Genomic DNA, 25,161 nt, shown 5'->3' with positions numbered 1-25,161 from the left:
ACCGCGAAGAGCACTCCCAAGCGGCCCGACACGACACAGCAGCCTCGGGGCTCTCCACGAGGGTGAACTCCGGCCGGTCTGGCTTACCGGCCCTTCTCCGCGCCGTCCGTGCCCGCCGTTCCGTCGTCCGGCGTATCGTTCGGCAGCCCACCGGTGAACTCGACCGTGACCTTCTGGAAGCCCTTGAACCTCTGAGTGGTGGCGTAGGAGCGGTACGCACGGTGGTCCGCCGGGCTCAGACGGACCCGGTCGGTGAAGGGTGTCAGCAAACTGCGGGGCCACAGCCGGTGCGCATGGACCGAACCGGTCTCCGCCGTGAGGACGAAGACGAGGGCTCCCAGGTAGAGCCAGGCCAACAGGCCGAGAACGATGGCGAACATGCCGTACGTGGCACTGGCACCGTTCAGGAAGCGCCCGACGTAGTAGGCACCGCCCCACTGGAGTGCCTGCCACGCGCAGGCGCCGCCGACCGCCGTGCTCCACAGGATGCGCAGGCTGATCCCCGCCTGGGTCAGGATACGGACACTCGAAACCAGCAACGCCGCGTTGAGGACGACGACGGCGAAGACCGCTGCCGAGCGCGAACCGGCGTCGAACCGTACCCCGAAGGCTCCCGCACCCCAGGCCGCAGCGGACAGCGCGGTGGTGGCGATCAGTCCGACGGCCAGTAGGGCGATGAAGGCGAGTCCCCGCAGCCTTGCCCGGACAGGGTTGGGACGGGCGTACCGCGGCACGGCCCAGATCTTGTTCAAGGCATGCTGCGCGGCTTGCGCCACCCCGAGCCCGCCGTAGAGGCTTCCGACCACTCCGGCGGCAAGGGCGACTCCGTTGGACTGAAAGGAGTGGACGTTCTGCTTCAACTGATCGCCCAGGACCGGGAAATTGCGCAGGGCCGAGTCGAGAACCTGCTGTCGCATGTCGGGATTGTTCTCCAACAGGACTGCCAGGGCGGAGACGAGGAGCAGCAGCAGCGGGAAGAGCGACAGAAAGCCGTAGTAGGCCAGCAGGGCGGCGAGGTACATTCCCTGGTCGTCGGCGAACTTGTACAGCACGGCCAACGGCTTGCCCAGAAAGGTGTGCCGCCGCTGGAAGTCGTCGATCCGTCGCAGCGCCTCCATGCTGTCTCCAGAGTGTCGGCCCACGGGGCCGTGTGGCAGGTGCTCTCGGGCGGGCCGCAGGCTCGCGGGCGGATCCGAGCGACGACCATCCGCACAGACGGATCAACCGTCGTACCCGGACGGGTTGTCCTCCGACCAGGCGTCGGGGCGTGCGGTGAGCAGGGCCGCGTCGATGTGCCGGGTGCCGGTGGTCACGCACAGCGTGTAGGTGACGTCTTCCACGCGCCGGCGTACCTACGTGCTGTCCGCAGGCCAGGCGTCCAGGTCCGCGGGGGCCTCGTACTGCTCGATCGACTCCGGCGGCACCGCGGGACGGGTCATCGGCATCACAGAGCTCCCTTCCGCGCCGACACACCACCCGGACCGGGCCGTGTGCTCCGGTACCCGATTTTCCGCGCCCGGCTCCCACCTCGCCACCCAGAGCGACCACGGCCCAGGCAGGCCGGTTTGTACCTGGGCCTCACGAGCGGGCCGTCCGATCCACGCTTGTCTTCCCTTCTCGGCTCGTTGACCGGCGAGGATGACCGAGGCTGGCACGACACGCTACGGACGGCCCCGGTCCCAGTCAGCAGGTCCCGATCCGTCGCACAGGGGGCACATGCGGCGCCTTCGTCGGGGAGCCGACTCCCACCCTCTCCACTGTCGGCCGGGGCGCCGCGGCCGGTTCGGCGGCCTGAAAAGCTATGATTCGTCCCCTTTGTGTGCCCCGTGGTCCGACGTGCAGCGGCCCCTGCTCGGGCTGTCCGGCGTGTCGTGTGGCCCGGCAGGGGCACTGAGAGACGATGGGCTTCCTCGGGCAGGCAGGAGGCCGGCCGGGCAGGGAGGAGCGCGTGGACCAGCGGGCCGCACGGCAGACGACCGTGGGAACAGGCGGACCGGCCCCGACGAGCGGTCGGGACCGCGGTAATGACCCGGTCCGGGACGGGACGGACGCCCGGCGACGGATTCCCCGCACCGATGTGATCCTGCGGGACGCGAGGCTGGCGGACGCGGTGCGCCGGCTCGGGATCGGAATCGTTAAGTCCGCCGTCCGGCAGGCCCAGGAGCAGGCCCGTGACGGGGTCGTCCCGCCCGCCGGCGTGGCGGACGCGGCGGTCGCGCTGCTGCCGTCCACCTTCGGCGGACTGCGGCCGGTGATCAACGCGACCGGGGTGCTGCTGCACACCAACCTCGGCCGGGCCTCCCTGTCGGCGGCCGCCCGCGCGGCGGTGCGGGAGGCCGCCGGGCCGACCGACGTCGAACTCGACCTCAGCACCGGTGTACGTGCCCGCCGAGGGCGCACCGCGCTCGCCGCCCTGCGGGCACGGGTGCCCACAGCCCGCGGCGTGCACGTGGTGAACAACGGTGCCGCCGCGCTGGTCCTGGTAGCGACCGCGCTCGCCGCTGGACGCGAGATTGTCATCAGCCGGGGAGAGATGGTGGAGATCGGAGACGGTTTCCGTCTGCCCGACCTGCTGGTGTCGACCGGAGCCCGGCTGCGCGAGGTCGGCACCACCAACCGCACCACCGTCGTCGACTACGCCGATGCCCTCGGCCCCGAGACGGGCTTCATCCTGAAGGTGCACCCCTCCAACTTCCGGATCAGCGGGTTCACGCGCGCCGCCGGCACCGGCGAACTGGCCGCGCTGGGCGTCCCGGTCGTCGTCGACATCGGCTCCGGGCTGCTCGCGCCCCATCCGACGCTGCCCGAGGAGCCGGACGCCGAGAGCCAGCTGCGCTCCGGCGCTTCGCTGGTAACGGCGAGCGGCGACAAACTGCTGGGCGGGCCCCAGTGCGGACTGCTGCTCGGCGACGACGACCTCGTGCGGACGGTCTCCAGGCATCCCCTCGCACGCGCCCTGCGGGTGGACAAGCTCACCCTCGCCGCCCTGCAGGCGACCCTGACCGGGCCTGGCAACCCGACCACCGACGCCCTGACCGCCGATCCGGAGTGGCTCGAGCGCCGGGCTGAGCGGCTGGCCGCCGTACTGAGCGCCGACGGTGTGGACGCGCGGTGCGCGCCGAGCGACGCGACGGTGGGCGGAGGCGGCGCCCCCGGCGTGACGCTGCCCAGCGCCGCGTTGTCCCTGCCTGAGGCCTACGCCACCGCGCTGCGCACCGGGCGAATCCCCGTGGTGGGGCGCCTGGAGGGCGGCCGGTGCCTGCTCGACCTGCGCGCCGTCCCGGTCGAGGACGACGAACGGCTGGCCGAAGCGGTACGGGCCGCCGCGGCGGAAAGGTAGACGTCATGCGTGTGATGGCCACTGCCGGGCACGTCGATCACGGAAAGTCCGCCCTGGTGCGGGCGCTGACGGGCATGGAGCCCGACCGCCAAGAGGAGGAACGCCGCCGGGGGCTCACCCTGGATCTCGGATTCGTGTGGACCCGGACGGAGGACTGGGGGTCCGAGGGAACGGAAGACCTCGCGTTCGTGGACGTGCCCGGGCATGAACGGTTCGTCGCCACCATGCTGGCCGGAGTGGGACCGGTGCCCGCCGTGCTCTTCGTGGTCGCCGCCGACCAGGGCTGGCAGCAGCAGTCGCAGGAGCACCTCGCGATCATCGATGCCCTCGGCGTGCGGCGGGCCGTCCTCGCCGTGACCCGCAGCGACCTCGCCGACCCCGAACCCGTACGGGCCGACGCCGTCGAACGCCTCGCCGCCACCTCCCTCGGCAAGGTGCCGTCCGTCGTGGTCAGCTCGGTGACCGGCGCCGGACTGGACGAGCTGCGCGGGGAGCTGGGCCGGCTGGCCGGGTCCCTGCCCGTGCCGCCGGCCGACGCCGACGTACGGCTGTGGCTGGACCGCGCCTTCACTGTGCGCGGACGCGGCACGGTCGTGACCGGCACGCTCGGCGCGGGCACGCTGAGGGTCGGCGACCGGCTGCTGACGGGGGACGGCACGGGGGAGCTTCGGGTGCGCGGGCTGCAGTGCCTGCACGAGGACCGCAGCGCCGTGAGCGCAGTGGCCCGCGTGGCGGTCAACGTGCACGGTGCCGCCGACGGCGCGCTGCACCGTGGCCAGGTCCTGCTCTCGCCGGGCCGCTGGCTGCTGACCGCCCTCGCAGACGTCCGTGTCACGGGGGAACCAGTCGCCGATCTGCCCCGGGACCCGACCCTGCACATCGGGACGGCCGCGGTGCCGGTGACCGTCCGCCCGCTGGGCGAGGACACGGTCAGGCTGACGCTGAGCCGTCCGCTGCCCCTGCGCGTCGGCGACCGCGCCGTCCTGCGCGAACCGGGCGGCACCCGTGTCCCCTGCGCGGTGACCGTCCTCGACGTGCGTCCGCCGCGGCTGGCCCGACGGGGAGCCGGCCGGGCCCGCGCCGAGGAGCTGGCCGCGATGACCGGACGCCCGGACGGCACCGAGGAGCTGCGGCGACGCCGGCTCGTACGGCGCGGCGAACTTCTGGCGATGGGCGTACCCCCTCCGGCGGAGCCCGTCACCGGGGACTGGCTGGCCGACGCCGGCCACTGGGCCCGGTTGCGCGCCCGCCTCGCCGAGGAGGTCGAGCGGCACACCCGGCAGCATCCGATGGAGCCAGGCTTGCCGACGGAGGCCGCGCGCCGCCTGCTCGGCCTCCCCGACCGGCTGCTGGTCGACGCCCTCGCCCGGACACCCGGTGCCAGCGAAATCCAGCACCGTCAGGGGCGGCTGTACGGCGCCGCTGCCGGACCCGCTCTGCCGCCGGCCCTGCGCTCGGCCGTCGACGCCGTACGGCGGGACCTGGCGCACGGGCCCTTCCGCGCGCCCGAGGCGGACCGGCTGAGGGACCTCGGACTCACCCGCAAGGCTCTGGGCGCGGCCGTCGCCGCCGGCGCACTCCTGCGGGTCGGCGACTCCATCGTGCTGCTGCCGGGCGCCGACACCCAGGCAGCCGCCGTCCTCGGCCGGCTGCCGCAGCCGTTCACGCTGAGCGAGGCCCGCCGTGCGCTGGACACGACGCGCCGGGTAGCCGTCCCTCTGCTGGAGCACCTGGACGCGCGGGGACTGACGGAACGGGTGGACGATCTGCGTCGACGCTGCCGGCCGACCGTCGAGAGCGGCGGAAACGGAGGCGGACGGGAATCGAACCCGCCTGCCCGAGATCCTCGGACACCTCGGTTTTGAAGACCGGGAGGGCCACCAGGCACCCACACGCCTCCACCGCCCGGCCAGGTTACACGGACACCCGGCCACCGTCCCGTCGCCACCGAGTCCCGTCACCACCAAGGAGTACCGGCATGACATCGACGAGCAGGACCGGCGTACGCCTCACCCAGTACGCTCACGGCGGCGGCTGCGCCTGCAAGATCCCTCCCGGTGAACTCGAAGATGTGCTCGGCCCGCTGGCCAGGACGGCAACGACGGCGAGTGACACGCCGCTTCTGGTGGGGCTGGCCACCGGTGACGACGCGGCCGTCGTCACCCTGCCTGCCACGCCCGGGGGCGCCGCGCAGGCCGTGGTGTCCACGGCCGACTTCTTCACGCCGGTCGTCGACGACCCCTACGACTGGGGACGGATCGCCGCCGCCAACGCGCTTTCCGACGTCTACGCGATGGGCGGCCGCCCCGTCCTCGCGGTCAACCTGCTGGCCTGGCCGCGCGACGTCCTGCCCTTCGAGCTGGCCCGGGAGGTGCTGCGCGGCGGCCTGGACATCGCTGCCGAGGCCGGCTGCCACGTGGGCGGCGGACACAGCGTGGACGATCCCGAACCCAAGTACGGCATGGCCGTCACCGGCCTCGCCGACCCCGCCCGGTTGCTGCGCAACGACGCCGGGCGGCCCGGCGTACCGCTCTCGTTGACCAAACCGCTCGGTCTGGGCGTGCTGAACAACCGTCACAAGGCCACCGGCGAGTGGTTCGAGCAGGCGGTGGCCACCATGGTCGCCCTCAACCGGGATGCCGCCGCGGCGGCCCTGGACACCGGGGCGGTCTGTGCCACCGACGTCACCGGCTTCGGCCTCCTCGGCCACCTGCACAAGCTGGCCCGCGCCTCGGGAGTGACCGCCGTGCTCGACACCGCCGCCGTGCCCTGCCTCGACGGCGCGCGGGAGGCGGTGCGCGACGGCTACGTCAGCGGCGGCACCCGGCGCAACCTGGAGTGGGTGGCGCCGTTCACCGACTTCGGCGACACCGACGCCGACACCCGCCTCCTGCTGGCCGACGCCCAGACCTCGGGCGGGCTGCTCGTGGCCGGGGAGGTGCCGGGGGCGCCGGTGATCGGCGAACTGGTCGGGCGCGGGCCGCATTCGGTCATCCTGCGCTGATCCGTACGCGCCCGACGTCGGTCACGGCTCCGTACCGGTGTGCTCGTCGATGCCCGCCCGCGCCCGGTACTCCCGCACCAGCTCCAGCGCGGCCGGCCCCCGCGGGCGCCGTCCTGGCCGGATGTCCACGGCGAGCGCCTTGGCCTCCTGAATGTGCGTGTTCGGATCCAGGGACAGGTGCAGCAGCTCGTTGGCCGCGTCACCCGTGCTGTACCCGTTGGGACCCCAGTGGTAGGGCAGACCCACCTGGTGCAGGGGCCGACCGTGCACCGTCAGCGGCACCACGCGGTCGGTGATCAGTACCCGGGCCTCGATCACGCCGCGGGCACTGACCACGGTCGCCCAGCCGGTGTGCTCCAGAGAGCGCTCCGCGGCCAGCTCCGGGGAGACCTCGCAGAAGAACTCCGGCTGGAGCTCGGCGAGGTAGGGCTGCCAGCGGGACATGCCGCCCGCCGTGTGGTGCTCGGTGAGCCGGTACGTGGTGGCCACGTAGGGGAACACCTCGGAGCCGGGTGCGCCCCCGCTCGGCTGGTAGCGGTTGTCCGGTCGCGAAGGCAGCAGGTGCCGCACCGGGTTGCGCTGTTGTTTGTACAGGAGGTTGGGGAAGGGCGAGTCCTGCGGCTCGTAGTGGGCGGGCAGCGGTCCGTCGGTGAGTCCGGAGGGCACGTACAGCCAGGCCTTGCCGTCGGCCTGCATGATGAACGCGTCGGTGCCCGACAGGGCCTCGGGCCCGGTTGCGTCGGGCGGCGGCTCGTGGCCGGGGGACTTGTCGGGGGAGAAGTCGGGGACATCGTGTCCCACCCACTTGTCCTGGTCCCCGTCCCACCACACCAGCGCCTTGCGCTCGCTCCACGGCTTGCCGTCCGGATCGGCCGAGGCGCGGTTGTACAGCACACGGCGGTTGGCCGGCCACGCCCAGCCCCACTCGCTCGCCACCCAGTCCTGCTGCTCACCGGGTTTGCGGCGGGCGGCCTGGTTCACGCCGTCGGTGTGAACGCCGCAGTAGATCCAGCAGCCGCACACCGTGGAGCCGTCATCGCGCAACTGTTCGTACGAGGAGAGGGGGTTGCCGTCGGCGTCGTGACCGTTGATCTCGGCGAGCACTGCCTCCGCGTCCGGTTCGGATAATTCGCCCTTGAGCGGGTAGTCCCAGGTCAGGTCGATGAGCGGCCGGTCCATCGGGTCCGTCGACCCGGCGAGCCTGCGGCGGATGACGCGGCCCAGATGGTAGGTGAACCACAGGTCGCTGCGCGCCTCGCCGGGTGGTTCGACGGCCTGGTGGTGCCACTGCAACAGGCGCTGGGTGTTGGTGAAGCTGCCGTCCTTCTCGGTGTGGGCGGCGGCCGGCAGGAAGAACACCTCTGTGCCGATGTCCTCGGTGCGCATCTCGCCCGTCTCGATCTCCGGGCCGTCCTTCCACCAGGTCGCCGACTCGATGAGCGAGAAGTCACGCACCACCAGCCAGTCCAGGTTCGCCATACCGAGACGCTGCATCTTGGCGTTGGCCGAGCCGACGGCCGGGTTCTCGCCCATCAGGAAGTAGCCCTTGCAGGTCCCCTCCAGCTGCGCCATGACGGTCTCGTACGTGGAGTGCGAGCCCGTGAGCCGTGGCAGGTAGTCGAAGCAGAAGTCGTTCTCCGCCGTCGCCGCGTCCCCCCAGTACGCTTTGAGCAGGCTGACCAGGTAGGCGCCCATGTTGCCCCAGTAGCCCTTGCGGGCCGCCTCACCCTTGACGAACGCGTCCAGGTCCTCCTGCTTGTGCGCGTGCGGCATGGGAATGTAGCCGGGCAGCAGGTTGAAGAGGGTGGGAATGTCCGTGGATCCCTGGATGGAGGCGTGTCCCCGCAGGGCGAGGATGCCGCCGCCGGGGCGGCCGATGTTGCCGAGCAGGCTCTGCAGCACGGCGGCGGCACGGATGTACTGCACGCCTACCGTGTGCTGCGTCCAGCCGACCGCGTAGGCGAAGGCGGTGGTACGGTCGCGGCCCGAGTTGTCCGTGACCAGTTCGCACACCTGCTGGAAGAGGTTCTGCGGCACACCGCAGATCTGCTCGACCATCTCGGGCGTGTAGCGGGCGTAGTGCCGCTTGAGCACCTGGAAGACGCAGCGCGGGTGCGTCATCGTCTCGTCGCGTTCGATCTCGCCCTCGCCGATGTCGGCGCCGCCCGAGCCGTGCGACTCGCCACCCGCCGCTTCTGTCACCGGGGCTCCGCCGCCGGTGCGGTTCTCGTACTCCTGATCGCGCTGCCCGGACGCCGCCTGCATTTCCGTGCCCTCGTACTGCCAGCTGCCGTTGTCGTAGCTGCGGCTGTCGCGGTCGAGGCCGGAGAAGACGCCGTCGAGGTCCTCGGTGTCGCGGAAGTCCTCGCGCAGCACGACGGGGCCGTTGGTGTAGGCCACCACGTAGTCACGGAAGTACTTGTCGTTGCTCAGCACGTAGTTGATGACCGCGCCGAGGAAGGCGATGTCCGAGCCCGCGCGCAGCGGTACATGGACGTCGGCCAGCGCACTGGTCCTGGTGAACCGCGGATCGACGTGGATCACCTTCGCGCCACGGGCCTTGGCCTCCATCACCCACTGGAACCCGACCGGATGGCACTCGGCCATGTTCGAGCCCTGGATGACGATGCAGTCGGAGTTCTGCAGGTCCTGCTGGAAGGTGGTCGCGCCGCCGCGGCCGAACGAGGTTCCCAGACTGGGAACGGTGGAGGAGTGTCAAACACGTGCCTGATTCTCGATCTGCACCGCGCCCAGGGCGGTGAAGAGCTTTTTGATCAGGTAGTTCTCCTCATTGTCGAGGGTCGCGCCGCCGAGGCTCGCGATGCCGAGCGTGCGGCGGGTGCGGGTCTCGTCGACCTCCCACTGCCAGCCGGCTCGGCGCGCCTCGATCACCCGGTCGGCGATCATGTCCATCGCCGTGTCCAGGTCGAGGCGCTCCCAGTCGGTGGCGTGCGGGCGTCGGTAGAGCACGTGGTGTTCGCGGGCGCCGCCCGTGGTCAGCTGGAGGCTGGCCGCCCCCTTGGGGCACAGTCGGCCGCGGGAGATGGGGGAGTCGGGGTCGCCCTCGATCTGGGTGACGCGCTCCTCCTCCACGTACACGTTTTGGCCGCAGCCCACGGCGCAGTACGGACAGATCGACTTGACCACCCGGTCCGCCGAGGCGACCCGGGGGGTGAGCCGTGCGCTGGTCGCGCTCTTGGCGGCGGCGCCGCGGCCCAGGGGGTCAGTGCCCTTGAGCTGGCGGTAGACCGGCCAGGAGTCGATCCAGGTACGTACGCCCATGATGGGAGCCTTTCGCGTGAGCCTTCATGGTCCAGCTCTTTTCCCCTTCGGCTGCCCGCCCGTCCGCTGTGCCATTGATCGGGGGCAGGTGGCAGGGAGTCCCGTACTCGCATTCCTCGTGCTGCTGCCGGCCCTCTGGTCCGCGTGGTGCGCGGAACCTCGATCCGGCTGCTGCAAAGTACCCGTGGCGAAGGGGGGTGAAACCTGGCGGGACCCGCCGGGCGCCGGCCCCAGACGGTCCCTGAGAGTGCGTCATGCGTGCCGCCGTCAGGCCGCACGTTCCGGTTGCGCCCCTGCGCGGGTTTCCCGCGGTCGGTGCCGTGGCCGCGGGCTGTGTTCAGCGCGGGCATCGTCGTGACCGTGCTGACGGTCCGTGTCGCCACCGTGCTTCCCACGGTCCTGGGAGTCGACAGCAGCGCCTTGTCACCCGGTTGGCGTGCTCCGCCCGTGACCGCGTACGCGTCTGTGCGATCGTCGGCGCAGCCTCGCGGAATTGCGTTGCCGCCGGGGCGCGGCCTACGTCCACTGCGTCGGCTGTCCATACGCGTGTTCGGGAGGCAGGCCCTCGCCCCGGTACCTCGGCCGCGGGGTGCGGTGAACGGCCCGCGCGTCTCAGCCGGAGCGTGCCGCGAGCCGTTCCCGCTGCGGCATCACGGTGTACTTGGGATCTTCCGCCGATCGCACACCGGCGTGGAACACCCCGAACCGCAGCGCGGCGGAGCCGGCCAGCAGCGCCAGTCCGCCCGCCGCGCCCAGCGCCCGGCTGGGGCGACGGCCCGTGTACGCCGCCAACGCGGCCCCTCCCGCCGTGAGCAACTCCGCGGCGCGCAACAGCTTGTGCGGTTTGCCCTGCTCGTACGGCTCGGCCACCAGACCCATGCGATGTTTCATCAGATGAAAGGTGCCCAGCTCCAGTGCGGCTCCGCACACCGCCATGCGGCGCGCTGGGCCCGTCTGGGCCATCGGCCCGACGGCCAGTGCGAGCCCGGCCGCCGCTGTGGCGCTGGAACCGGCGAAGACGAACGGCAGCTCGCGGTAGCCCTCGTGCCAGGAGGGTACCGCCGTGTCGGAGAGCAGTACGGCGGTGTAGGTGGCGACCGCCGGACCCAGAGCGGCGGCGGCCGCCGTGGCGCCCGCGCCCATGACGCGGTACCGGCCAGCGACGTCGGCGGCCGCCGCGGCCATCGTCAGCGGCGCGTACCCGGCCAGCAGCCATGAGCCGACGTTCATGGGAGAGGTGGGCTTGAAGACGCGGAGCATGTTGACGAACCGTGCGGGCCGGCCCAGGTCGTGGACGAGCGCCCCCAGCGACAGGGTGATGGCGCCCGCGGCACCGAGTTTCGCCACCCTCGCCAGGTGCGGGCGTTCCGTGACGTGTGCGCCGGCCGCAAGCAGCGAGGAAGCGCCGGCCAGGCCGCCGAGGTAGAGGTAGCCGGCGATATCGAGGGGTTTCCAGGTCGGTTTCTTCACGACTGGTTTGCCGTAGTAGGACGAGAACTGGGCGTCGGGGACCATCGGCTGCTCGCCGCGACCACGGCGTTTCCTGCGCCGCCCCGCCCGGCCGCCCGTCGGTGCGTCGCGCCCGGGATGTGCTCCCTGCACGCCCTCACGGGTGACGTCCGAATCGCTCACCGGGTCCTCCTGACGAAGCTGGCGACGCCCAGCGCGGCGAGCGCCACAGCGGCCGTCGCCGCCTGTTTCCACATCGCGGGCAGATCCCGGGTGGTGACCACCGGATCCGGTGGCAGGCCGTAGACCTCGGGTTCGTCGAGCAGCAGGAAGAACGCTCCGTCCCCGCCGACCCCGTCCTCCGGGCTTTCCCCGTACAGCCGGGCATCGGCCACCCCGGCCGCGTGCAACTGCGCCACCCGGGCCGCGGCCCGCTCACGCAGTTCGTCCAGCGGGCCGAACTGGATGGACTCGGTGGGGCACGCCTTGGCGCAGGCCGGTTCCATGCCGACGCCGAGCCGGTCGTAGCACAGGGTGCACTTCCAGACCCGGCCGTCCTCCTTGCGCTGGTCGATGACCCCGTACGGGCAGGCGGGCACGCAGTACCCGCAGCCGTTGCAGATGTCCTCCTGTACGACGACCGTGCCGAACTCGGTGCGGAACAGGGAACCCGTGGGGCACACGTCCAGGCAGGCCGCGTGCGTGCAGTGCTTGCACACGTCGGAGGCCATCAGCCAGCGCAGCTCGGTGCGTCCGTCGGGCGAAAGTGGCGAGATCTCTCCCGACGGCGCGCCGGCCGGGGCCGACTGCGGTGCCGGTGCAGTGCTCCCGGGACCGGGGGAGGAGGACGAGGTGCCCAGGTTGCGGGCAGCGTCGAACACGTCGAAACCGCTGTGGTCGACGCCGGGCTCCTGACCGCCCAGCGGCTTGCGCTGCTCGATGAAGGCCACGTGCCGCCAGGTGTCCGCGCCCAGTCCTTGGGTGTTGTCGTAGGACATGCCGGTCAGCTCCAGACCGTCCTCCGGCACGGCGTTCCACTCCTTGCACGCCACCTCGCACGCCTTGCAGCCGATGCAGACGGAGGTGTCGGTGAAGAAGCCCATGCGCGGCTGGGTGCCGGTGTAGCCGGCAGCCTGCGCCACATCCGGCTGCGGCCCGAACAGCAGGTGCTCGGACGCGGACGTTGACGGCGGATCGCCGTCCACCGCGTTCGCCGCCGTCGTATCGCCCTCGGTCACGGCCGACCTCCTTGTTCAGCTCCCGGACCGCTGTCCGCAGCCGCGCCGGCTGCGGCCCTCAGGGCCTCGGCCGGCTGCAGCTGACACTCGGTGGCGGAGGATTCCGCCCGCTTGCCGGACCACCGCCGTCTCCGCCCACCGGGAACGAGCCGTGGTCGGCGAACGACTCCTGCGGGAACTGCGAGCGCCGGAGAAGGCGCCCACCCCGCGGCTGCGGAATCGCGACTTGGGTGAAGGTGCTCGTGCAACGTTGATCCTCCGCCACGCCGTTCCCACTCTTATACACCGGTGTGCCCACTCGAGCCTCGCACGAGTGCCCGGACGGTGCACGCCCGAGACCGCGCTGTAAGCCGACGAAGACCGGTCGTTCGTCCGAGAAGGCCCCGAAAAAGGGGGCGTCTACATGAAGTTGCGGGTGTGCAGCGCCGACAGGGCGGCGGCCTCCTCGTCGGGAAACCCCAGCCGGGACAGCCGGTGGCGGCGCCCCTCGTCCATCTCCGCCTGCAGTCGCTGGACCGCTCGCCAGCCTCGGGCGATCGCCTCCGGCTTCCACGAGCCGGCCGCCAGCACCACGAGCGCCTCGAACACGTCCCGGTTCAGGCCCGCCGTGTCGGCCAGCACGTCGTGGCGGTGCTCCACGGCTGCCCGCAGTCGCCCGCGCAGTCGCGGGTCCACGTCGGCGCGGTGCTCGAGGTGCCCCAGGCCGAAGGCCACGTGTCGGGCCTCGTCCTGGCGCACCAGATGGCAGATCCGGCGCGTCACCGGGTCCGGTGCGTACCGCTCGAGAAACGTCAGCAGATTGAGGAAGCTGCCTTCTCCGAGCACCGACAGCAGGAAGGAGGCGATCGAGAAGTCCGGCTCGGCGAGCAGCGTAGCCAGCGACGCCCGGCTCCCGGCCGAGGAGGTGCCCATCGAGTTGCCCTTCAGCAGCGCCCGCCGGGTGAAGACCTCGACGTGCCGGGCCTCGTCGGCGGCCTGCACGGCGAGCAACTGGAGCACCTCGCGGAAGTGGGGGTGCACCTGGACGAGCAGTCGCGCGGGCACCACCAGGGCTGCCTGCTCGTTTTCCACCAGGTACGTCATGACTTGCACGACCGCCGCCTCCACCTCTTGAGGGAGATGGAAGGGCGCGTCCCAGCTGATGTCCGTCAGCGGGTTCCACTGAGCCGCGGCGGCCTGGCGGTACAACCGCGGCGCCAGATCGGTCCAGGCGGTGTCCCGGCGGGTGACCGGAAAGGGCACCTCGGGCCCGCCGGACTCCACCAGGGCACCGCGCGCCGCCAGTCCCCAGTGCAGCGGTGCCCGGTCGGCCACCTGCCCGGGCCTGGGGTCGCCGGCGCGTTCGGCGCCCTGCCGGCGGCTGGAGTCGGCGGCACCGCACACCACGTACGCCCGCACGTTACGCGCCTGTGCCGGCGAGTCGCCGGACATCGCGGGCTGCACGGTGTGGCCCTCTCGGCGGCACCATGCGGTGAGGTGCGCGACCAGCGCCGGGTCGGTGCCGGAGACGGCCACCCGCCCGCCCGGCCGTACCTGGCAGAGCGCCCTGCGCAGCAGCACATGGGCACCCCGGTCGAAACCGAGCCCGGCCAGGTCCAGCAGCGAGGTACCGGCCGGGAACGCGGAACCCGGCGGCGATGAGGACCCGGAGGCTTCCAGGCTCACGGCCGGTAACCGGCGGCCGTGATCCGGCCGTCGGTGTCGTAGAAACCCGCCTCTTCCACCGCGGCTGTGAGATCGGCGTACCCGCTCTCCCGGCCGGGGAGCCACCGCGTGAGCCCTTCGAGTTCCATCAGGTGACGCACCTCGGGGTTCGCCGCGGACATCGACAGCAGCAGGGAGGTGAGCTCCTCGCCGAGCTCCGGGTCGAGGGACGGGCCAGCCACCAGGAGGCAGTGGTCGAAGGGCGCGGTGCGGGACAGCAGACGGGTGGCGCCCGCCGGGAAGGTACCCTCCTGGCCGAACAGCAGATGGTTGGCATCGATCATGCAGGCTGCCGCCACCTCGCCCGCCATTAGAGCGCGGGCGGCTTCCCGCTCCCCGCCGATGTGGTCACCGTGGAGCCCCACCCCGGTGTCATGGCGCCGTACCTCGAAATCGGTGCCGGCGGCGAGCCCGAGCTCGCGCAGATGGTGCAGGGGCAGCAGGGTGGCCTGCGGGGAGTCGACCGCGCCGACGGCGATCGCGCGCCCCTTCAGGTCCGTGACCGTCGCGGGTCCCTCGGCCCGGACGACCACGACCGAGGTGAGGTCGCGATCGGTGTCGCGCATGACGAGCGGCCGGACGTGTACCCGCGCCTCCCGTGCCAGTCTGCCGCTGCGCAGCCAGGCCAGCGGCGAGTGCCACGCGACGTCGATCCGGCCGTGCACCAGATCTTCGGTCTGCCGCTCATAGTGTGCGTAGAGCACGAAGTCGAACGGCAGCCCCTGACGCCGCAGCCAGGAACGGAACCCGGCCCAGATGGTGACGACCTTCGGGTCGTAGGCGACGGCGCCCAGAACGACGGTGTTCAACGGGTTCCCTCCCGGTCAACGGGTCTCTTCGAACAGCGGCAGACCGAGCCCGGCCCGACCGCAGAAGTCGTACAGGGCCTCGGTGGTCGGCGCCATCACCCGCGCCGCCAGCGAGTCCCTGAACCGCCGCTCCACCCCTAGCTCCCGGCGGAACGCCGCCCCGCCGCACAGCCGCATCACGCCGTCCGCGACTTCGGCGGCGGTCTCGGCGGCCAGCGCCTTGGCCTGCAGGACACGCACCTGCGCGTCGGCGCGGCCCGTGGCCAGAGCGGTGAGCGTGTCGTCGAGGAAGGACCGTACGGCGTCGGCCCGCAATCGCAGTCGCGCGTACTGCTGACGGGGGACGGGCTGCTCGGCCAGCGTCTGGTCCAGATGCTCGAGCCGGGTGCTCCGAAGCTGGCGTGACGCCAGTTCCAGGAGCGCCTCGGTCACCCCGAGGGAGAAAGCCGCGCTGAGCACGAGAAAGCAGGGCAGCACCAGGGACAGGGCCGTGTCCAGGCCCTCGCCGTCCGCGCCGAGCAGAGCAGCGCGCGGCACCGACACACCCTTGGCGGTGACCGGACTGGAGGCGTTGCCACGCAGCCCGAACCCGTCGTAATCGCCCCGCACCAGCAGGCCCGCGCTGCCGGCTGGGACCAGCCACAGTGACATGACGCCGCCGGCCCGCAGCGGCCTGCTCGACCAGACATAGCTGTCGGCCTCCCCGGCCGATGTGACCCACGACTTCTCCGCGTCCAGGCGCACCGTATCCGTATCCTCCGGGGCCGCCGTCCCGGAGGACGCCCAGAAGTGGCTGCGCGACCCCTTTTCGGAGAGAGCCAGCGTGCTCAGATGCCGTCCCTCGGCGATGGCCCGCCGTACGTCCTGTGGTCCATGGCGGTCCACGACGGTGACGGCCGCGTAGTGCATGAGCAGGACCATGGCGGTGGAGCCGCACACCCCGGCCAGCCGTTCCACCACAACCGCCGCATCCCGCAGGTCCCCGCCGGATCCGCCGTGCTCCGGGGAGCTGAGCAACCCCAGCAGCCCCGCGTCCGCGAGGGCCCGCACTCCCGCAAGGGGAAAGCGGCCGGTTCGGTCCACCTCGTCCGCGAACGGTCGCACGGTCTCGTTGAGCACCGTCTCGAATGCCGCGCTCACGTGTGTCGGCGATACCTCAGTGAATGCGGACATACGGCTCCTTCGCAGGCGGGTGGGACATGTCAATCTCGTTGGTGGACGGCCAAGCCAAGCAGTCCCACCGCCAGGTCCGTGGGAGCGCGCGCCGGGCGGGCGAAAGAGTGATGATCACGGAATGGGACAGCAGGCGCCGTAGGGTGCGTCGGCCGTGGACCGTTTACCGACCTCGGCTCGTCGGGGTGTCCTCACACCCGAGCCCGCACAGGCAGTCCCACTGTTCGACCTCTAGCCGGACAAGCCGCCGTGACGATCACAAAACCGAGCCAGAACCGCTACTCGTGAACAAGGCCAGTGGCCGGCAGCGGCCTCGGCTGCTCCGTCCTCAGGATCCGGACGAGGGAGAGGAGCCGGACCTCGACGCAGGCGTGCGCTGGAACGTGGCGTACAGCAGCCACAGTGAGGGGATGAGCAGGAGGGCTCCGACAGCCAGTACTACCAGGCAGGCCGCCAGCACCGCTCCGTTCGAGGCTGCTTGGTCGACGGTGGTTCCGCCGACCAGCATCGCGGGGTACTGCGCCGCGCCCCAGGCCCAAAGGATCGCGGCAACCGCCAGCGCTGAGGCGGGACGGGCCAGAACGAAGCGGTTCTGGCTCAGCAGGGCCAGACCGAGGAGACCGGCGACAGCGCTGAGGACGACCAGCGGCAGCGCGCGATGGGTCAGCCCGTGGAAGAGTTCGGGGGCGTCGGCGTGCAGGACGGCGATGCCGGCGCACGCGACGGCGCCGCTGGCCAGACCGCTGATGATGGCGCGACGGGCGAAGGCCGAGGCGAGCGCCCTCTCGCCGTCGCGAGCGGCGTCGGCGCACAGGTACACCGCGGCGAGGTGGGCGCAGGTGGTGACAGCCAGAACGCCGCCGAGGGCCGACGTGGGATTGAGCCAGCTGGTGAGCACGTCACCGACGGCGAGGCCGGGTGGTACCCGTCCGGAGGCGACCGCCCCGGCCACGGCACCGAGGAAGAACGGCGTGATCAGGGAAGACAGGGCGAAGAACGCCCCGAACAGCCGCTGCTGCCACAGCTCGGTGCTCGCCTTGCGGAAGGCGAACGCGGCCCCGCGCGCGATGATGCCCAGCGCCGCGAGCGTCAGCGGCAGGTAGAGCGTGGACATGACGGCGGCGAAGACGGGAGAGAAGGCGGACCACAGGAGCACGATCACGAAGATGAGCCAGACGTGGTTGGCCTCCCAGATGGGGCCGATGCTGTGTTCGATCAGACGGCGCTGGGGCAGTCCGCGCCGGGAGCCGCCGGCGAGCAGGTCCCATACACCGGCCCCGAAATCTGCCCCGCCGAACAGGGCGTAGCAGGTCAGGCCCAGCCACATGACAGCAAGAGCCGTGTCTGCAAGCACGGTCACCTCCGGTGCTGGCCGACAGGGCGGCGCGAGAAGCGGTTCGGGTGGTGAAGGTTACGAGTGGGGGTGCACCCCGGGTGATGCGGACGACGCAGAGCGCTGGGAGGTCGCGCGCCGGTCATACGACGGGATAACTCTCGACATCCTGCTCCTGCGGTGCCAGAGGCACGGCGGTGCCCTTGGCCAGACGGCGGAGCACGTATACGGTCGCGACGGTCATGCCGGCGTAGACGGTCAATACCAGCCACAGCCCGGCCATGAGGCCCGGGGCCGGGTTCACGGCGTCGCGCACGCTCATGATTCCCCAGACGATCCAGGGCTGCCGCCCGAGTTCGGTGACGCACCAGCCGCTCTCCAGTGCGACCACCGAGGCGGGACCGCTGACGACGGCCAGCCTCAGGAACAGCCGGGAGCCGCGCTGGTCGAGCAACTCACCCTGCACATGGCGCCCGCGCCACCAGGAGAGCAGCAACCACGCCCCCAGGGCCAGGAGGAACAGTCCGATACCCACCATGATGTCGAACGCCCAGTGCACACCCGTCACCGCCGGCCACTGGTTGCGGGGAACCGTGTCCAGGCCCTGGACGACGGTGCTCGGGGTGTATCCGACCAGCAGGGAGAGACCGCTGGGGACTTCCAGCCCATAGCGCAGCGCGTCGTCACGAGCGATCCCGCCCAGAGTCAGCGGCACGTGGGAGCCGGTAGTGAAGACTCCCTCGACAGCCGCCAGCTTCGCGGGTTGGAACTCCGCCAGGAAGCGCGCGGCCCAATCTCCCACGACGAGCTGAAAGGGCGTCACCACTGCTCCCAGCGTGAACGGGATGTAGAACCCCGCCTTGTGATAGGTGTCTCGGCGGCCACGCAGCAGGGCGACCGCGTAGACCGCGGCCGTCAGGAAGGACGCCACCATGAACGCGGCGAGGATCATGTGCACGGCCTGGGGCGGACTCGCGGGGTTGAGCATCGCTGCCCAGGGGTCCACGTCGACGACTTCCCCCCTACGCAGCACGAAGCCGCGGGGCTGGTTCATCCAGGCGTTGGCGCAGACCACGAAGAACGCCGAGGCGACACCCGCCACGACGATCGGCAGGCCGGTGAGCAGGTGCTGTTTCGGTGGTAGCCGGTCCCAGGCGTAGAGGTAGATCCCCAGAAAGATTGCCTCGATGAAGAAGGCGATGCCCTCCAGCGCGAAGGGCAGTCCGATGACCTGGCCGAACCTTCCCATCAGCCCCGGCCACAGCAGCCCCATCTCGAAGCTGAGGATCGTGCCGGACACCGCGCCCACGGCAAAGAGCACACCCATCGCACGGGCCCACCTGCGTGCCAGTAGCCGGTGGGCAGGGTTTCCCGTACGGATGCCGTACCACTCGGCGATCAGCGTGAGCGCGGGCAGGCCCACGCCGAGACACGCGACGACGATGTGCCAGGCGAGGGAGAAGCCCATCTGCGCCCGGGCGGCGGCGAGGTCCCCTTCGGACACCTTGCCCAAGGCCAGTGCGGTTACCGGCCACGGCGCCGAGGCCAGATGATGAATCAAGGACACGCCTCGCTCCCCGTGGTGAACCCTGCCCGGAGCCGTGAACGCCCGCTCGTTGACGGTTGGCGAACGACTCCGGCCGGCGCCCGGCAGACGCCGCATCTATCCAGATGTGGGGTGTCTGCCGTGATCTGTCCCTTGTGAAGGTAGCGGCATGGCCGGCAGAAGTCGCCCCGCCACGCCTCCACGAAGCCACCGCGGTGACCGCCGGCCGGGTGCGGGGCGTTGTCGAGCGGCCCAGCGGAGCGGGGCAGTGGGCGCCGGGCGAGATCTCGGCGCGGGCGGTGGCCCGGTCGGGCCAGCGGCGGGTGCCGATCTCTTCCTTCCGCACGGCAGGGAAGGACTCGGCAAGGGCATTGTCGAAGCACGCCCCGGTCCGTCCCATGCTCAGCCTCATCCCCAACTGGCCGTATCCCACACCGGAGTTCTTCGCAGGTGTACTCGGATCCGCGGCCCGAGTGGACTATGCGGCCTGGCTGAGGTCGTCCGCGGCCGGCGGCCAACGCCAGCGCGTCGACGACCAGGGAAGCCCGGTGGTCATGGGCCATCGAGTAACCGACGATTTCGCGGGTAGCCAGGTCCAGCCAGGTTGCCAGGTAGAGCCAGCCCTCGCCGGTGGCGATGAAGGCGATGTCACCGCCCAGCCGCATGCCGGGCTCGGAGGCGGTGAAGTCGCGGCTCAGCAGGTTGACGGCGGGGTGAAGGCCGTGCCCGGGCCGCAGTGGCGATCCTGCTGTCTGTTGTCCGGTCATGGCGCCGATGGTGATGGCAGCTGTCGAGGGCTGCCGGGGTCGGCTGCTGCCAGGGCCTCCGCCGCCACCTGCCGCAGTGCACGGCTGGTAATCCAGCGGTTTTTCCCGCCGGCCAGGTACGCCGCGGCACGACCCGCCCATTCCGAGTCGCTGAGGAGACGCAGCTTTCCCTCAGTGGTGAGCTGCCGCAGCAGATACTCCAACCGGAGCGCGTCCACCGCCCGGTACGGGCGCGTGTGCTGGTCGAAGCGCAACTGGTGGTCCTCGTACGGGTGACGCAGTGTCGTGTGCATCCAGCCGCCGTCGCGGGTGGCGACCATCCCCCTCGACGTGTAAAGGCCTCTGCTGCTTGTGTTCCAGGAGTGCTTGCCCCAGGTGATCCATATGCCATTCATGATCCTGGACCACGGGATCAATTGTCCCTCGGAGTCTGGCTTGTGTTGGTAGAGCCCGTCCGGGCGGAACTCCACCCAGTGGGTATCGGGCCGTGTGGCGTCCCCGACTCCCCAACGGCCGTCGGTCAGTTCCAGCGGCCCCAGGCATGGGCTGTCCTCCACCATGCGGTCATTGAAACATGTGCTCTATGGAATTGTTGCTCGGCCTCCGCCAGTACCTGCCCTCCCGTCACGGGCTTGAGACAACGCCGGGTCGGAGTCGGCTTACCGGAGGCGTGGCCGGGGCCGCTGAGCGCCTGCCCAGGCGTCAGCCGGGTCTGTACGGTGAGTGAGGTAACTCCCGTTCCTGAAAATGCAGTTGCTGACTGTCGTGACGAGTGACATTGAGGCCGGTGAGACCGCCGTGGACCCGGCGAACGCTGTCGCTGACGGGTTGGTCGCCGAGCTGGTGGCCCGATCCCAGACGGGCGGGGTGAAGCTGGCCGGGGAGGGCGGCCTGTTGGCCGAGCCGACCCGGCGGGCCCTGGAATCGACTCTGGAGGGCCGAATGGCAGAACCGGCCGCTGGACCACGGGCGAATCCGTCAGTGATTGCGAGTATCACCTGGTCAATGAGCCTGTGAGGCATTCGGCTCTTCTCACCGGCTTTCTAGCAGCACAGCAAGGGTCCAGCGTTCGTCGTCGAAGCCGTGCGCGGTCGGGCCCTTGCCGAGTTCTGCCTCAAATACGGTGAACTGGGCATCGGTGATGGTCGGGGAGTTCGCCGGGCCCGTCGAGCGCAGGGCTTCCATGCCGCCGTCGCGCCAGGCACGGCGCCTGCGTTCCACCGACCGCACACTCACCCGCAGGTCCTTCGCGATCACCGCGGTATTCTCACCCGCCGCGAACCGCATGCAGGCAGAAACCGGATCCCCTCACGAAACGCCCGACGCTCAGCAACGCCGGTAAGACCGATGATGGAAAAGCTTCAGTTCCGTTGATGAGGTGGATCGACGTACGGGTTCGCGTCGCCGCTCAGCTGGAACGGGCAGCTGTCTCACGCCTTCAGGTGAACTTCATTCGCGGAAACGTTCATTCACCCGATGTCGAAGGCGTTGTGGGGCATTCTGGCAGCCCTCCAACGGAAGGCTTGCTCGTGCGGCGTCGTACGGAGATCGCTACTGCTCTGGTTTTCCTGTCCGCCGTTGGCGTGTCTGCGGCAGTGGCTGCGGGACCCGTGATGCCTGTCGCGGGGACGATCGCGTGGTGCTTGTCTTCAGCGGCGGCCGAGCATCTGACGGCTGACGGAGTTGTGATGGCGGCTGGTGCGCCGGCTGTGCTGGACTCTTCAGGGCCGGCCCCGTGCGTGCAGTGGCCGATGGAGGGCAAGATCAGTCTCGACCTGGCCGAGGGGTCCTGGACGGCGGGTGGTGCGTTGACCTTCACCAGGGCCTCGGACGGACGCAGTCTGCGCTTCACCGGGGCGCACGGTGACTTGGCCCAGCGGTCGATGCTGGTGGATGCGACGGTCGGAGACCAAGCGGCGCGGCCGGTTGATCTCTCCACGTACGAGCTCGACATGACGCAGGTCACGGTCACCATGCCCTCCGTGAACTCGCCGGGCCGGATTGAGGGCAAGCCGTTCGACACGACGCTCGAGCCGCAGGGCGCGGCGGTGTTCTCCCGAGCGTTCGGCGCGTCGCCGGTTCCCCCGGGGAGCAGCCTGGCCACGCTGGCGGGCCGTGTCGATGTGGTACCGGCGCTGGACTGAGTCGCATGGGGCAGAAGACTGGTGCCGGCCTTGTCAGTCCGGGTCTGCTGGGTGAGGTCCGGGCTGAGAAGACCGGCGCTGCGGTGCTGGCATGGGCGCGGGACTTGAGTCTGGTGGTTGACGCCTTCGAAGAGAGACGTCTGCTTGCTATGCGGCTCGGGAGACTCGCTGAGCTGACCGCGCCGGAGGCGAGCGACGGCGATCTGGAACTGACGGCCCAGTGGGCGGCGTTCATCTGCCTGGTCGACGACCGGTTCGACCGCAGCCGGGTCGATATCCGTCCGGAGGACGTCGCGTCGCTGTTCACCCGCCTGCTGGACGTGATCACCGGCGGCCCTGCAGGTGGCAGCGGGATTGAGCAGGCCCTGGATGATCTGTGGCGGCGTACGGCTCCGCGGATGTCCGCTCAGTGGCGGGAGCGGTTCGTTGCCGACTACCGCGACTTCGCTCTGGCCATGCAGGAAGAGGCCGCCGATCGCACCGAACGGGTCCGGATGGGTCTCAGCGACTACGTGCTGAGGCGTCGCAGGACCATTACGGCCCTGCCTATGGCAGACATCCTGGAGTGCACCGCGGGCGCGCCCTGGCCCGGCCTGCCCATGGGGGAGGACCTCATGAGGGCCCTGCGGCGGGCCGCGGCCGATGTGGCCGGCTGGAGCAATGACCTGGTCTCGACCGAGGACGACCTACGCGAGGAGCGCGACAACCTGGTGGTCGTGGTGAGCCGTGAGCGCGGCTGCTCCCTGTCCTCGGCTCGCGGGCAGGTCACGGCAATGCGCGATGACCGTGTCAGGGATTTCCATGCGCTGGCCGCTTCCCTCACGGCGATGGCCGTTGTCGGAACCGAGCGGGAGGGAGTACGGCGCTACGTGGCGGCACTCGGTGCCTTTGTGGCCGCGACACTGCACTGGCTTGGCGCCACCCATCGCTTCGATGCCCGTTGGACGCCCCGGCCGGTGTGACGGACCTCGTTCGCCCGCCCTGCCGATTCACGCACGCACCTCTTCCTCGCGCCCTCCAAGGACTGTCCTACCGATGAGACCTCCTGCCGCCAAGCAGCTCCCCCCGGCCTGGCTGTCGTCGCACTTCCCAGCAGCGCTGCCGGCCGGACGCGGACGCCTTCTGGCGCACGTGCTGAACCGGGTGGGCGCGGACGGTGCCGTGCGCGACGCCTGTCGAAGCCGGGTCCTCGAATCCGCGCTCGCCCTGGCGCTGGTGGAGCGGTGCGGATCTGGCCACCACGACGCGCGTACTCGCATCGTCCGCTACCTGGAGCGCCATGAGAACAGCGATGACCTCGTCGACGCGACCGTAGCCTCCGCTGCCCTGGGCCGGGTCGCCAGGCAGCTGGCGCGTCGCAAGGCCGTCGAGGACATCATCAGCCGGGTACCGGACTTCACGGACCGCGCAAACGCGCCTTGGTGCACGCCGTCTTCACCATGCTGGGCGCGGCTACCGACCGTGCCGACGTCACTGCCCATGCCGTCGACGTGAGCGCGCTGCATCCCTGGGCTGTGGTGCAGGACGTTGCCGTGAACGCGATCCTGGCCCGGGCGGTAGGCAGAGATCGCGCCGGCGGGGACGGTGTCACTCTGCTGGCATCCACCCAACGCCCGGGAGCGGTTTGGGAGGGAAACCTCTTCATTCACCTGTCAGTCCTGCATGCCCTGGCAGACGTCCCCGGTATGGAGAGCGTTGTCGATGCCGGCCTGAGTACCGCCCTCAAGCACCAGCGGGAGGACGGCGGCCTGCCTTTCGTCACGGACACCGACACGTGGAGCACCGTCATCGCGGGCCTGGCCCTGGGCAGCGCCGGCGCACCGCGTGAGGTGCTGCACCGCATCGCCCGGCACCTCGTGCATGTTCAGCATGCGAACGGCGGCTGGTCCTACACCGACCACGCTGAGCTCTCCGACACGGACTGCACCACCGGCGCAGTCGAATTCCTGCATCAGCTGGCCCCGGTCACCTACCGCGACCCGATCGACCGTGCCCTGGACGCGCTGGTCGCGGTCCGCGGCGACGACGGCGGATTCCCCACCTACGGAGCGGGCACTCCCTCCGAGGCATGCATGACCGCCGCCGCGATCAACGCGCTCAGCACTCAAGGCCGCCACCATCACCTCCTCCAGCCTGCTCTGCGCTTTCTCGCGGACCGCCAGATGCCTGACGGCTCCTTTCCCCCCGGCTGGAGCAGCAGTCGCCTGCACACCCTCTTCAGGGCCTACCTCGCCACTCGCCCCCACCACCGGCAGTCCTTACCGGCCGTCCAAGACGTGAGCGGTCGGATCGCCGGCCTGGTGCAGAGCACTCAGAACGCGGACGGCGGCTTCGGACAGAGGGACGGCGCCTCGAGCGATGCCATCAGCACCGCCTACGCCTTGATCATCCTGGCCGGGCAGCGTGACCCCGCTCCCGCTGCGCGGGCCACTGGCTACCTGCTCACTCAGCAGCGTCCCGACGGCAGCGTCAGCTCTGTTCCCGACATGCTCGGCCCGCGTCCTTTCCCCTATCACGTGCCCGTGCTGACCGACGCGTTCACTCTGCTCGCCCTGGGCCACCTCACCCCTCGCATCCGGCCATCGCACATCACCGGGCCAGGCCGCCAACGCAGGAGTGCGCACCTCGCCGAGAGGACAGCCCCATGAGACCGCGCTGCGAGCCGGCTTCTCCTTCCCTGCCCGGGCACGTGCGCCCGGTCACCGGAGGTGCAACGGACATCGACTGACCCCTGGTGGCCGAGACCCACGTGCGCGGATGAGACAACTCCCCGACCCACTTCGACCGAACCGCTGCCGACTGACTGGAAGGGCCCGAGCTGACCGCCGCCTGAGACCACCTCATCGAAGCCGGCCCACCGACGTCTCCTTCGCCCAACGCCCGGGACGCCTCCTGCCGATCTTCCGACTCACACCGGCCTGACTTCTGTCCCCCATCGAACCACCACCGCGGAGAACCCCGTGACCATGCCTCTGCGTCCCACCTCCATGGATTTGACCATGCACGACATGGCCCAGGTCCATCCCTCGATCTCCCAGACCATCGGAGTGATCCTCCACCTGGAAGGAACCGCTCCAAGCCTCGGCGAACTCCGCGCCTATGTCGGCTCCCACCTGACATCACAACCGCGCCTGACCCACTACCTCCACGGCCCAGGACTCAAAGCCCGCTGGCACCACGACCCGGCCCCCGACCTGGACCACCGCGTCCGCGAACAGCATCTGCCAGCAGGCGACCAGCACCTCGATACAGCCCTGTCCAGCCTCGTCGCGCACCCCTGAGGTTCCCCCGAGATGCGGGGAGAGGTGACAGGAGGTCAGATGGGGCTCATGAGAGGAGCTCTGACGATGCCTGCCCCGAGGAAGTACCCGC

21 protein-coding genes, 1 tRNA gene and 1 pseudogene are annotated in these 25,161 nt (G+C 70.6%); 9 read left to right on the top strand and 14 right to left on the bottom strand.

The features are described 5' to 3' along the window. Positions 1-83 precede the first annotated feature (83 nt). Together ACGFYH_RS32695 and ACGFYH_RS32690 are read right to left on the bottom strand one after the other, a co-directional pair. Complete coding sequence (locus ACGFYH_RS32695; RefSeq protein ID WP_393806787.1) at positions 84-1,118, bottom strand: YihY/virulence factor BrkB family protein; 1,035 nt, start codon at positions 1,116-1,118, stop codon at positions 84-86. 102 nt (positions 1,119-1,220) lie between these two features. Then, a complete protein-coding gene (locus tag ACGFYH_RS32690) occupies positions 1,221-1,340 on the bottom strand; it encodes a DUF5133 domain-containing protein (RefSeq protein WP_393806786.1) in 120 nt (39 codons plus the stop codon). A gap of 608 nt (positions 1,341-1,948) precedes the next feature. On the opposite strand from ACGFYH_RS32690, the gene selA reads away from it, so the two are divergent. Both selA and ACGFYH_RS32680 read left to right on the top strand, forming a co-directional pair. After that, positions 1,949-3,340 carry an L-seryl-tRNA(Sec) selenium transferase gene (gene selA / locus ACGFYH_RS32685; RefSeq protein WP_393806785.1) on the top strand — a complete coding sequence of 464 codons (1,392 nt, stop codon included), beginning with the start codon at positions 1,949-1,951 and terminating at the stop codon, positions 3,338-3,340. 5 nt (positions 3,341-3,345) lie between these two features. After that, a pseudogene (locus tag ACGFYH_RS32680) lies at positions 3,346-5,058 on the top strand (GTP-binding protein); the annotation flags it as partial. A gap of 89 nt (positions 5,059-5,147) precedes the next feature. Here ACGFYH_RS32680 and ACGFYH_RS32675 read toward each other — a convergent pair. Further along, a tRNA-Sec gene (locus tag ACGFYH_RS32675) sits at positions 5,148-5,240 on the bottom strand. A gap of 78 nt (positions 5,241-5,318) precedes the next feature. Here ACGFYH_RS32675 and selD point away from each other — a divergent pair. Continuing rightward, entirely contained in the window at positions 5,319-6,344 is a 1,026-nt protein-coding gene (gene selD, locus ACGFYH_RS32670) for a selenide, water dikinase SelD (RefSeq protein WP_393806784.1), read from the top strand. Positions 6,345-6,365: 21 nt separating this feature from the next. On the opposite strand, the gene fdh is transcribed toward selD, so the two are convergent. The 10 genes from fdh to ACGFYH_RS32620 all read right to left on the bottom strand — a co-directional run bounded on the left by fdh (position 6,366) and on the right by ACGFYH_RS32620 (position 20,205). Continuing rightward, positions 6,366-9,626 (bottom strand): formate dehydrogenase, encoded by a 3,261-nt coding sequence (fdh, locus tag ACGFYH_RS32665; RefSeq protein ID WP_393806783.1) that lies wholly within the window; start codon positions 9,624-9,626, stop codon positions 6,366-6,368. A 612-nt stretch (positions 9,627-10,238) separates the two neighbouring features. Further along, complete coding sequence (gene nrfD / locus ACGFYH_RS32660) at positions 10,239-11,258, bottom strand: NrfD/PsrC family molybdoenzyme membrane anchor subunit (protein ID WP_393806782.1); 1,020 nt, start codon at positions 11,256-11,258, stop codon at positions 10,239-10,241. Beyond that, entirely contained in the window at positions 11,255-12,178 is a 924-nt protein-coding gene (locus ACGFYH_RS32655) for a 4Fe-4S dicluster domain-containing protein (protein ID WP_393806805.1), read from the bottom strand. The genes nrfD and ACGFYH_RS32655 overlap by 4 nt, the downstream gene beginning before the upstream one ends. A 534-nt stretch (positions 12,179-12,712) precedes the next feature. Beyond that, positions 12,713-13,978: a ferritin-like domain-containing protein gene (locus tag ACGFYH_RS32650; protein ID WP_393806781.1), complete on the bottom strand. Its 1,266-nt coding sequence runs from the start codon at positions 13,976-13,978 to the stop codon at positions 12,713-12,715. Next, positions 13,975-14,826 carry a phosphate/phosphite/phosphonate ABC transporter substrate-binding protein gene (locus tag ACGFYH_RS32645; RefSeq protein ID WP_393806780.1) on the bottom strand — a complete coding sequence of 284 codons (852 nt, stop codon included), beginning with the start codon at positions 14,824-14,826 and terminating at the stop codon, positions 13,975-13,977. Before ACGFYH_RS32645 ends, ACGFYH_RS32650 begins: the two co-directional genes overlap by 4 nt. 15 nt (positions 14,827-14,841) lie before the next feature. After that, positions 14,842-15,999 carry an acyl-CoA dehydrogenase family protein gene (locus ACGFYH_RS32640; RefSeq protein ID WP_393806779.1) on the bottom strand — a complete coding sequence of 386 codons (1,158 nt, stop codon included), beginning with the start codon at positions 15,997-15,999 and terminating at the stop codon, positions 14,842-14,844. 328 nt (positions 16,000-16,327) lie between these two features. After that, positions 16,328-17,353: a cytochrome d ubiquinol oxidase subunit II gene (locus ACGFYH_RS32635; protein WP_393806778.1), complete on the bottom strand. Its 1,026-nt coding sequence runs from the start codon at positions 17,351-17,353 to the stop codon at positions 16,328-16,330. Positions 17,354-17,474: 121 nt separating this feature from the next. Next, positions 17,475-18,899 carry a cytochrome ubiquinol oxidase subunit I gene (locus ACGFYH_RS32630; RefSeq protein WP_393806777.1) on the bottom strand — a complete coding sequence of 475 codons (1,425 nt, stop codon included), beginning with the start codon at positions 18,897-18,899 and terminating at the stop codon, positions 17,475-17,477. After that, positions 18,890-19,543: a DDE-type integrase/transposase/recombinase gene (locus ACGFYH_RS32625; protein ID WP_393806804.1), complete on the bottom strand. Its 654-nt coding sequence runs from the start codon at positions 19,541-19,543 to the stop codon at positions 18,890-18,892. Before ACGFYH_RS32625 ends, ACGFYH_RS32630 begins: the two co-directional genes overlap by 10 nt. A gap of 98 nt (positions 19,544-19,641) precedes the next feature. After that, the gene (locus tag ACGFYH_RS32620) at positions 19,642-20,205 is read right to left on the bottom strand and encodes a hypothetical protein (protein ID WP_393806776.1); all 564 of its coding nucleotides are present in this window, start codon (positions 20,203-20,205) and stop codon (positions 19,642-19,644) included. A 187-nt stretch (positions 20,206-20,392) separates the two neighbouring features. Between ACGFYH_RS32620 and ACGFYH_RS32615 the strand changes: the two genes are divergently transcribed. Beyond that, positions 20,393-20,662 (top strand): hypothetical protein, encoded by a 270-nt coding sequence (locus ACGFYH_RS32615; protein WP_393806775.1) that lies wholly within the window; start codon positions 20,393-20,395, stop codon positions 20,660-20,662. A 15-nt stretch (positions 20,663-20,677) separates the two neighbouring features. On the opposite strand, the gene ACGFYH_RS32610 is transcribed toward ACGFYH_RS32615, so the two are convergent. Further along, on the bottom strand, positions 20,678-20,902 hold the full coding sequence (locus tag ACGFYH_RS32610; RefSeq protein WP_393806774.1) for a hypothetical protein: 225 nt from the start codon (positions 20,900-20,902) through the stop codon (positions 20,678-20,680). Positions 20,903-21,396: 494 nt separating this feature from the next. Here ACGFYH_RS32610 and ACGFYH_RS32605 point away from each other — a divergent pair, with 494 nt between their 5' ends. The 5 genes from ACGFYH_RS32605 to ACGFYH_RS32585 all read left to right on the top strand — a co-directional run bounded on the left by ACGFYH_RS32605 (position 21,397) and on the right by ACGFYH_RS32585 (position 25,070). Continuing rightward, positions 21,397-21,789, top strand: a complete 393-nt coding sequence (locus tag ACGFYH_RS32605; protein WP_393806773.1) for a hypothetical protein — start codon at positions 21,397-21,399, stop codon at positions 21,787-21,789. Positions 21,790-21,794: 5 nt separating this feature from the next. Then, positions 21,795-22,751, top strand: coding sequence for a hypothetical protein (locus ACGFYH_RS32600; protein ID WP_393806772.1), 957 nt, complete (start codon positions 21,795-21,797; stop codon positions 22,749-22,751). 73 nt (positions 22,752-22,824) lie between these two features. Further along, positions 22,825-23,283, top strand: a complete 459-nt coding sequence (locus ACGFYH_RS32595) for a hypothetical protein (RefSeq protein WP_393806771.1) — start codon at positions 22,825-22,827, stop codon at positions 23,281-23,283. Further along, entirely contained in the window at positions 23,211-24,437 is a 1,227-nt protein-coding gene (locus ACGFYH_RS32590) for a prenyltransferase/squalene oxidase repeat-containing protein (RefSeq protein WP_393806770.1), read from the top strand. The genes ACGFYH_RS32595 and ACGFYH_RS32590 overlap by 73 nt, the downstream gene beginning before the upstream one ends. Before the next feature lie 312 nt (positions 24,438-24,749). Continuing rightward, positions 24,750-25,070 (top strand): hypothetical protein, encoded by a 321-nt coding sequence (locus tag ACGFYH_RS32585; protein ID WP_393806769.1) that lies wholly within the window; start codon positions 24,750-24,752, stop codon positions 25,068-25,070. Positions 25,071-25,161 lie beyond the last annotated feature (91 nt).

This window comes from Streptomyces sp. NPDC048392, assembly GCF_043200575.1.
In the GTDB taxonomy this organism is placed as follows: domain Bacteria; phylum Actinomycetota; class Actinomycetes; order Streptomycetales; family Streptomycetaceae; genus Streptomyces.
Note: the sequence above shows the minus strand (reverse complement) of the source record. Positions and strands in the feature narration are given on the sequence as shown.

What these genes read in the sequence shown, in the direction of transcription:
- ACGFYH_RS32695 (WP_393806787.1), bottom strand. Translation starts at nt 1,118, where the DNA reads ATGGAGGCGCTGCGACGGATCGACGACTTCCAGCGGCGGCACACCTTT.
- selD (WP_393806784.1), top strand. Translation starts at nt 5,319, where the DNA reads ATGACATCGACGAGCAGGACCGGCGTACGCCTCACCCAGTACGCTCAC.
- ACGFYH_RS32655 (WP_393806805.1), bottom strand. Translation starts at nt 12,178, where the DNA reads ATGGGCTTCTTCACCGACACCTCCGTCTGCATCGGCTGCAAGGCGTGC.
- ACGFYH_RS32640 (WP_393806779.1), bottom strand. Translation starts at nt 15,999, where the DNA reads ATGTCCGCATTCACTGAGGTATCGCCGACACACGTGAGCGCGGCATTC.
- ACGFYH_RS32625 (WP_393806804.1), bottom strand. Translation starts at nt 19,543, where the DNA reads ATGCGGCTGGGCGGTGACATCGCCTTCATCGCCACCGGCGAGGGCTGG.
- ACGFYH_RS32620 (WP_393806776.1), bottom strand. Translation starts at nt 20,205, where the DNA reads ATGGTGGAGGACAGCCCATGCCTGGGGCCGCTGGAACTGACCGACGGC.
- ACGFYH_RS32615 (WP_393806775.1), top strand. Translation starts at nt 20,393, where the DNA reads ATGCAGTTGCTGACTGTCGTGACGAGTGACATTGAGGCCGGTGAGACC.
- ACGFYH_RS32605 (WP_393806773.1), top strand. Translation starts at nt 21,397, where the DNA reads ATGGAGGGCAAGATCAGTCTCGACCTGGCCGAGGGGTCCTGGACGGCG.
- ACGFYH_RS32600 (WP_393806772.1), top strand. Translation starts at nt 21,795, where the DNA reads ATGGGGCAGAAGACTGGTGCCGGCCTTGTCAGTCCGGGTCTGCTGGGT.
- ACGFYH_RS32595 (WP_393806771.1), top strand. Translation starts at nt 22,825, where the DNA reads ATGAGACCTCCTGCCGCCAAGCAGCTCCCCCCGGCCTGGCTGTCGTCG.